The sequence below is a fragment of the Propionivibrio sp. genome, assembly GCF_049316945.1.
GTDB lineage: Bacteria > Pseudomonadota > Gammaproteobacteria > Burkholderiales > Rhodocyclaceae > Propionivibrio.
The window spans coordinates 43071-49070 of record NZ_JBMOJE010000024.1 but is presented as its reverse complement, the minus strand read 5'-3'; the positions used below and the strand labels follow the sequence as shown (position 1 = coordinate 49070).

The following is a 6000-nucleotide window of genomic DNA, read 5'->3' as shown; positions in this document are numbered from 1 at the left end:
GCTGGTGTGAAAAGTGCCAAACCAATTGGGTCCTAACAGAAGAAATCTGAGTCTGCGCCTGTCTTGAGATTGCGCCGGGCAGATGATTCGCCGATAATGCTCTGTTAATAGTGCGAGCGCTTGGGCGTCGCCTTGGCCTTTTCCTGGCGAGGCCCGAGGCTTCGTTCGGCACCTTACTGATTTCCATGAATTTTCTGGCCTCGCTGTCGATCCCATGAATATCCAATTCCAGCGTGCCGTTGACCGTTTCATCGGCGTTCCGATCTGTGTCCTTCTTTCACTGATCGACCGGCTTTTCGCGAAGCAGCCCCTTGCCGGCCCGCCGCGCCGCATTCTCGTGATCCTGTTGTCCGAGATGGGTAGCCTGGTGCTTGCCCAGCCGATGTTTGCCCGGCTGAAGAAGAAATACCCCGAGGCGTCGATCCACGTGATGCTTTTTGCCAAAAACCGCGAGGTACTCGACTTGCTTGGCGTGGTTCCTGCCGCCAACGTATTGACGCTGGATGACCGCTCGCTGGGCAGTTTTGTTACCGACAGCCTGCGTGCCGTCGTTCGTACTCGTGCGCTCAAGCTTGATGCGGTAATCGATTGCGAATTGTTTTCGCGAGTCAGCAGCATATTCTCTTACCTCTCCGGTGCCCGGCTGCATGCCGGTTTTCACCGTCATACACAGGAAGGTTTGTACCGCGGCTCGTTCATCAATCGCCCGGTGCTCTACAACCCCTACCGGCATTTGACGTTGCAGTTATTGACCATGGTTGCGGCGCTTGAATCGAAGACTTCTCCGCTCGCCAAGGATTTCCCGGTAACGATGCCCAAAGATCCGCCGCATCTGGTTTTTGCCGCGGGTGAACTGAGGGGTAGTGAGGTGCGCCTGCACTCCGACTTTCCGGCCGTTGCCGGCAAGCGACTGGTGCTGGTCTACCCGAGTGGCGGCATGCTGCCGATCCGTGCCTGGCCTTTTGCTTCGTATGCCACGCTTTGTGCCGGGCTGTTGGCCGAGGGTTATGCGGTCGGCGTGATCGGCATGAAGGATGACCGCCCGCTCGGGCAGGCCCTGGTCAAGCAATGTGCCAGTGCGCTGTGTATCGACCTGACCGGCTATACGAAAACGGTGCGCGAACTGCTGGCGCTCTTCCATCGCGCGGCACTGCTCATTACGAACGACGGTGGTCCCGGCCAGTTTGCCGCGCTGACGCCGATTCCTTCGATCGTATTTTTTGGGCCGGAAACGCCGCAACTCTATCGCTCCCTGTCGAGCAATGCGTACTGCTTCGATTCGGCCCTGTCGTGCTCGCCGTGCCTGACTGCCTACAATCACCGGTCTTCGCCTTGCGATGGTGACAATCAGTGCCTGAAGCAGATTTCCCCCGATCAAGTGCTCGGCAAAGCGCGCGAAATGCTCGCACTGCCGCCCGGACTGAGCGCATGACCGGGAATCTTGGTCTGCTCCACCGTCTGTACGCGCATCCGTTGGCGCAGTGGCTGCTCAGGCACCGTTTCCTCAAGTTCGGGACGGTCGGTGCATCGGGAACATTCGTCAATCTGGGTGTTCTATATCTCGCTCAGGAATACCTGTTCATTTTTATCCAGCCCGCAGGCATGCGGCTCAATGTTTCGCTGGTGCTGGCGATCTTTTTCGCGACGGCCAATAACTTCTTGTGGAACCGGGCGTGGACTTGGCGCGATCGCAAGCATCTGCACCGGCATCGCTCGCGGCTGGCCCAGTTCGGCCAATATGCCATGGCCTGCTGGGTGGGCATCGCGCTGCAAATCGTATTTACCAAACTGCTGGTGATCTATTTCCATTATCTGGTGGCCAACGCGGTGTCCATCGTTCTCGCCAGCGTGTTCAACTACCTGGTCAACGATCTGTGGACGTTCCGCCACCACAAGACACCTGCCGCAAAGGCTGAAGACTGAGAGCCTGTGAAAATATCAAAAATCCACCGCAGAGACGCAAAGGGGCAAAGAAGACGCAGAGGAACCCCATTGTTTGCAAAGGTTTTCTTTGCGAAACCTTTGCTCCTTTGCGCCTTTGCGGTGGGTGTTCAGGCAACCCTTCACAGCCTCTGATATGAAGACCGACGTGACCACCGCTACTATGGCGACCGGCAATCCCCGTGTGCATTGGCTGCTCTACGGGCTGGCCGTGCTGCTGGCGGTGGGCGTTTACTTCTTTGATCTCGATGGCCAGCACATTCCGAAAAACGGCGACGAGAATCCGTATGCGCACATTACCCGCCTGACCGCCGCTTCCGGGCATTTCCTGCCGCTGCAGTCGGAGTTGCTGGAGATGCGCAACACCAAGCCGCCGCTGCTGTTCTGGCAGGGCATCGTGACGACGCATTGGGGCGCGGAGTGGACGCTGTGGCACTTGCGCTATCCGGGCGTGATCTACACGCTGCTCACCGCGCTGCTGGTTTTCCTGCTCGGCTGGCGGCTGTCGCGCGAGCCGGGCAAAGGCTTCGTCGGTGCCCTGGCCTTTCTTGCTTTTTTCAGCACCTATCGCTACGGCCGGCCGTTCCTGACCAATCCGCCCGAAGTATTCTGGCTTTTTGTGCCGTTTTTCGTGCTGCTCTACTGGCGTTCGACGGCTTTTCTTTCACGCTGGGTGCCGCTCCTGCTCGGTGTTGCCGTCGGCATCGGGCTGCTCTACAAATCCTTCGCACTGCTGCTGCCGGTGGGGCTGGGCCTGGCCTTCTGGTATCTGCGCCAGCGTAACTACCGGCTGGCTCCGTTCATCCGCGAGGATGTCTGGAAGCTGGCGCTGGTGGCGTTGATTTCGCTGGGGATTTTCAGCTTGTGGTTTGTCCTCGACCCGCAGCCACAGGCCATCTGGCAGGAGTTCGTGGTCAAGGAAAACGCCGGGAAATTCGATCCGCAGAGTTCCGGCTATCTGGGCAAATTCCTGTGGGGCAGTTCCAGCGTCTGGGTGCTGGCGCTCGGCTATCCGCTCAACGCCGGCTTGCTGGCGTTTCCCGTATTCGGCTTGATGATCGATGCCGTGCGCCGGCGTGCGCAACTTTCCGACGCGGAAAGAATGCTGTGGATCTGGCTGCTCGTCATGCTCGTCGTGTTCAGCCTGCCCAGCCAGCGTTCGAGCCGCTATCTCCTGGCCGCCATGCCGGCGTTGGCGGTGCTGTGTGCGCTGGGCTGGGAGCGCATCGCGCGCCTGTGGTTCATCCTCACGCTGGTCACTGGCGCGGTCGTGGTCACCGGCCTGGCTTATCTTTCGTTCCGTTTGCAGGACACCATGCCGGGGGCCGATCTGTATCCGCTGGCCTACTGGGTGTTGCTGGCGGTGACGCTGGTTTTTTCGCTGGCGGCCATGCGGCTGCCAGCGTTGACGCGAGCGGGCACCAGCGTCGCCGTCTTGCTGGTATTCCTTTCGCTGGCGGCTTTCCTGCATCCGTTTAATGGCACGCTGGGTAATTACAGCGCCGAGACGCAGCGCCGCATGGTCGGCGCCGAGGTGTGGGTGCCCTACGATTTCAATGCCAAGTTCGAAGCCTATCGATTCCTGTTGCCCGGCGCCCGGATTCAGGGCTATCGCGAGCAACGCGAACAGGATGTTGCCGAACTGGCGCAGCGCTACCCGCTGTTCGCCGTGCGTGTGCCGCTCGGCAGCGCCGCCTGTGCCGGCTGCCGGGTTCTCGGGGAGCGTCTGGATTTGCGCGGGCGCCACACGCCGGCCGAATTGAACGCTATTCTGCACGGCAAGGTGTTCGAGAATCTTTTTCTCAAGGAACTGCTGATCGAGTCGCCGGGCAAAGCACCGCTGGCGGGCGAGGGCGGTAAACCATGATCCTTAAAATTGCTGTTGGATGCGCTGTCAATGCCGGAGGCCCTCATCCCCGGCCCTTCTCCCGCGGGGAGAAGGGTGTAAACCCCCTCGCCCTGCGGGAGAGGGTTGGGGTGAGGGCTAAACGCCCGTCAAACCTGGCTTTGCGGTCAATTAGTCGCGGTCAACTGCGGGTTTTTAGATGATGGCGGCGGAGCGCATGCGCTGGCTCTTGCTCGGCTTGACGCTGGTGGCCTTTATCGCCGGCTTTGCCAAAGCCTTGAATCGCCCGCCTCCGGTTCCTTTCAAGCCGCCGCTCATCACCACTCAGGACAACGCTTCGCCAACGCTGCGCACGCGCTTCGTTTCCACCTCAGCCGGCCCGCATCGCCATGCGCCGTCGCTCGTCGAACTCAGCGACGGCCGGCTGCGTGCCTTCTGGTTTTCCGGGAGCCGCGAGGGGGGCTCGGATGTTGAAATCCGCAGTGCCGTTTTCGATCCGCGCAGCGGCCAATGGGGCGCCGAGCAAACGGTGATCGACCGGCCGCGCACGCAGCGCGCCCTGCTGCGCTACGTGAAGAAACTCGGCAACCCGGTGGCCGAGCGGGCGGCCGATGGCACGCTGCACCTGTATTACGTGACCGTTTCACTCGGCGGCTGGGCCGGCAGTTCGATCACCGCCATGAGTTCGACCGACGATGGCGCCACCTGGAGCGCGCCCCGGCGCCTGGTGACTTCACCGTTCATCAATATCAGCACGCTGGTCAAGGGCGCGCCATTCCACTATGCGGATGGCAGCATCGGGCTGCCCGTTTATCATGAATTCATCGGCAAGTTTGGCGAGTTGCTGCGCCTGGATGGCCACGGCACGGTGCTCGACAAGCAACGCCTGACGCACGACCGGTGGGCCTTGCAGCCCGTCGTGCTGGTGCGCGATGGCGAAAACGCGCTGGTTCTCATGCGTCACGGCGAAGGCGGCCTGAACCGCGTCATCGGCAGCTCGACGGCGGATGGCGGCCGTCACTGGACGGCGCCGGCGAACACCGAACTGGCCAATCCGAACGCTGCAGTTGCCGGTGTGGCGCTGCCCGGCGGGGAACTGCTGGCGGTGCTCAACAACATCGAGGCGAATCGCGATGCGCTGTCGCTGGTCGCTTCGAACGATGGCGGTGCGACCTGGCGGACGCTCTACACCCTGGAGGATCAACTGGCCTTCAGCCAGCGCCAGCCGGACCGGGCGACCTACGCGGCCGCGGTCGAGGCGCAGGCGTTGGCAACCGACGCCGGCCTGGTCGACGCCACGGCTTTTGCCACGTCGTCGGTCGAGCACATGTGCGCTGCACAACGCTGCAACTTCGAGTTCTCCTACCCTTATCTGGTACTGACTGCAGGCGGCGATGCCCAGCTCGTTTACACCTGGAACCGCAGCTTCATCAAGCACGTCGAATTTTCCCGCGCCTGGATCGAGCGAAGCCTGAAAGAAACCTTCAAAGAGCGTGCCAATGGCCAACTTCACTGACCTGACGGGGCTCGGCGGGATAGCGCTGGCGCTGGCGATGCTCAGCGGCCTTGCGCTGCTGCGCCGGCAGGTGTCGAAGCGTCTGTCCTCCTTGCTTGCCGGCGCAATCTTTGTTGCGCTTCTTGTTCCATTTGGGGAATTGCCACCGGCGGCCTATGTGCGCGGCATGATCGGTGATTTGAGCGTCACCACGCTGTTCATTCTCGCTTACGTCTACGGCCATCGCTTGCTTGGTTGGCCAAGGCTCGAAGCGCAGCAGCGGAGTGGATTGCTGTTATTGCTGGTGCTCGCTGCGTGTGCGCTGTATCCGCTGGCCCTTGGCGCTGACATGTATGACCCCTATCGCCTGGGTTACGGCGAGCCATGGTTTCTGGTCCTGCTGCTGGCGCTGGCATTGGCCGGGGTGGCGTTGCGCATGCCGCTCGTTGCCCTGCCGATCAGCCTTGCCGTGCTGGCCTGGACAATCGGCTGGTATGAATCGGGTAATCTCTGGGATTATCTGATCGACCCGCTACTGGCGATCTATGCGGTTTTCGGTTGCCTGTCGGCGAGCTGTTCGCTATGCCGGAAACGGGGATCAGAGCACGGCTGAAAAATCCGGTTTGAACCGACAACGGCACCTCTGAACGCCGCGTCGATCGGCGTTCTACAAGAAGACAGGCTGGAGAGCCAATGAATAAGCCATTCTTCAGGCATG

General features: G+C 61.0%; 5 protein-coding genes. All 5 read left to right on the top strand.

From position 1 onward, the window contains the following. Positions 1 to 214: 214 nt before the first annotated feature. The 5 genes from ACOYNV_RS07945 (at position 215) to ACOYNV_RS07925 (ending at position 5895) form a co-directional block, all read left to right on the top strand. Positions 215 to 1432, top strand: coding sequence for a glycosyltransferase family 9 protein (locus ACOYNV_RS07945; RefSeq protein WP_422899222.1), 1218 nt, complete (start codon positions 215 to 217; stop codon positions 1430 to 1432). After that, positions 1429 to 1923 (top strand): GtrA family protein, encoded by a 495-nt coding sequence (locus tag ACOYNV_RS07940; protein ID WP_422899221.1) that lies wholly within the window; start codon positions 1429 to 1431, stop codon positions 1921 to 1923. The genes ACOYNV_RS07945 and ACOYNV_RS07940 overlap by 4 nt, the downstream gene beginning before the upstream one ends. Before the next feature lie 166 nt (positions 1924 to 2089). Continuing rightward, positions 2090 to 3808, top strand: coding sequence for an ArnT family glycosyltransferase (locus ACOYNV_RS07935; protein ID WP_422899220.1), 1719 nt, complete (start codon positions 2090 to 2092; stop codon positions 3806 to 3808). A 196-nt stretch (positions 3809 to 4004) separates the two neighbouring features. Then, positions 4005 to 5303: a sialidase family protein gene (locus ACOYNV_RS07930; protein ID WP_422899219.1), complete on the top strand. Its 1299-nt coding sequence runs from the start codon at positions 4005 to 4007 to the stop codon at positions 5301 to 5303. Then, positions 5287 to 5895, top strand: a complete 609-nt coding sequence (locus ACOYNV_RS07925) for a hypothetical protein (protein ID WP_422899218.1) — start codon at positions 5287 to 5289, stop codon at positions 5893 to 5895. Before ACOYNV_RS07930 ends, ACOYNV_RS07925 begins: the two co-directional genes overlap by 17 nt. Positions 5896 to 6000: the final 105 nt, after the last annotated feature.

Coding starts and splice junctions, on each gene's coding strand:
- ACOYNV_RS07945 (WP_422899222.1), top strand. CDS start 215: ATGAATATCCAATTCCAGCGTGCCGTTGACCGTTTCATCGGCGTTCCG.
- ACOYNV_RS07940 (WP_422899221.1), top strand. CDS start 1,429: ATGACCGGGAATCTTGGTCTGCTCCACCGTCTGTACGCGCATCCGTTG.
- ACOYNV_RS07930 (WP_422899219.1), top strand. CDS start 4,005: ATGCGCTGGCTCTTGCTCGGCTTGACGCTGGTGGCCTTTATCGCCGGC.
- ACOYNV_RS07925 (WP_422899218.1), top strand. CDS start 5,287: ATGGCCAACTTCACTGACCTGACGGGGCTCGGCGGGATAGCGCTGGCG.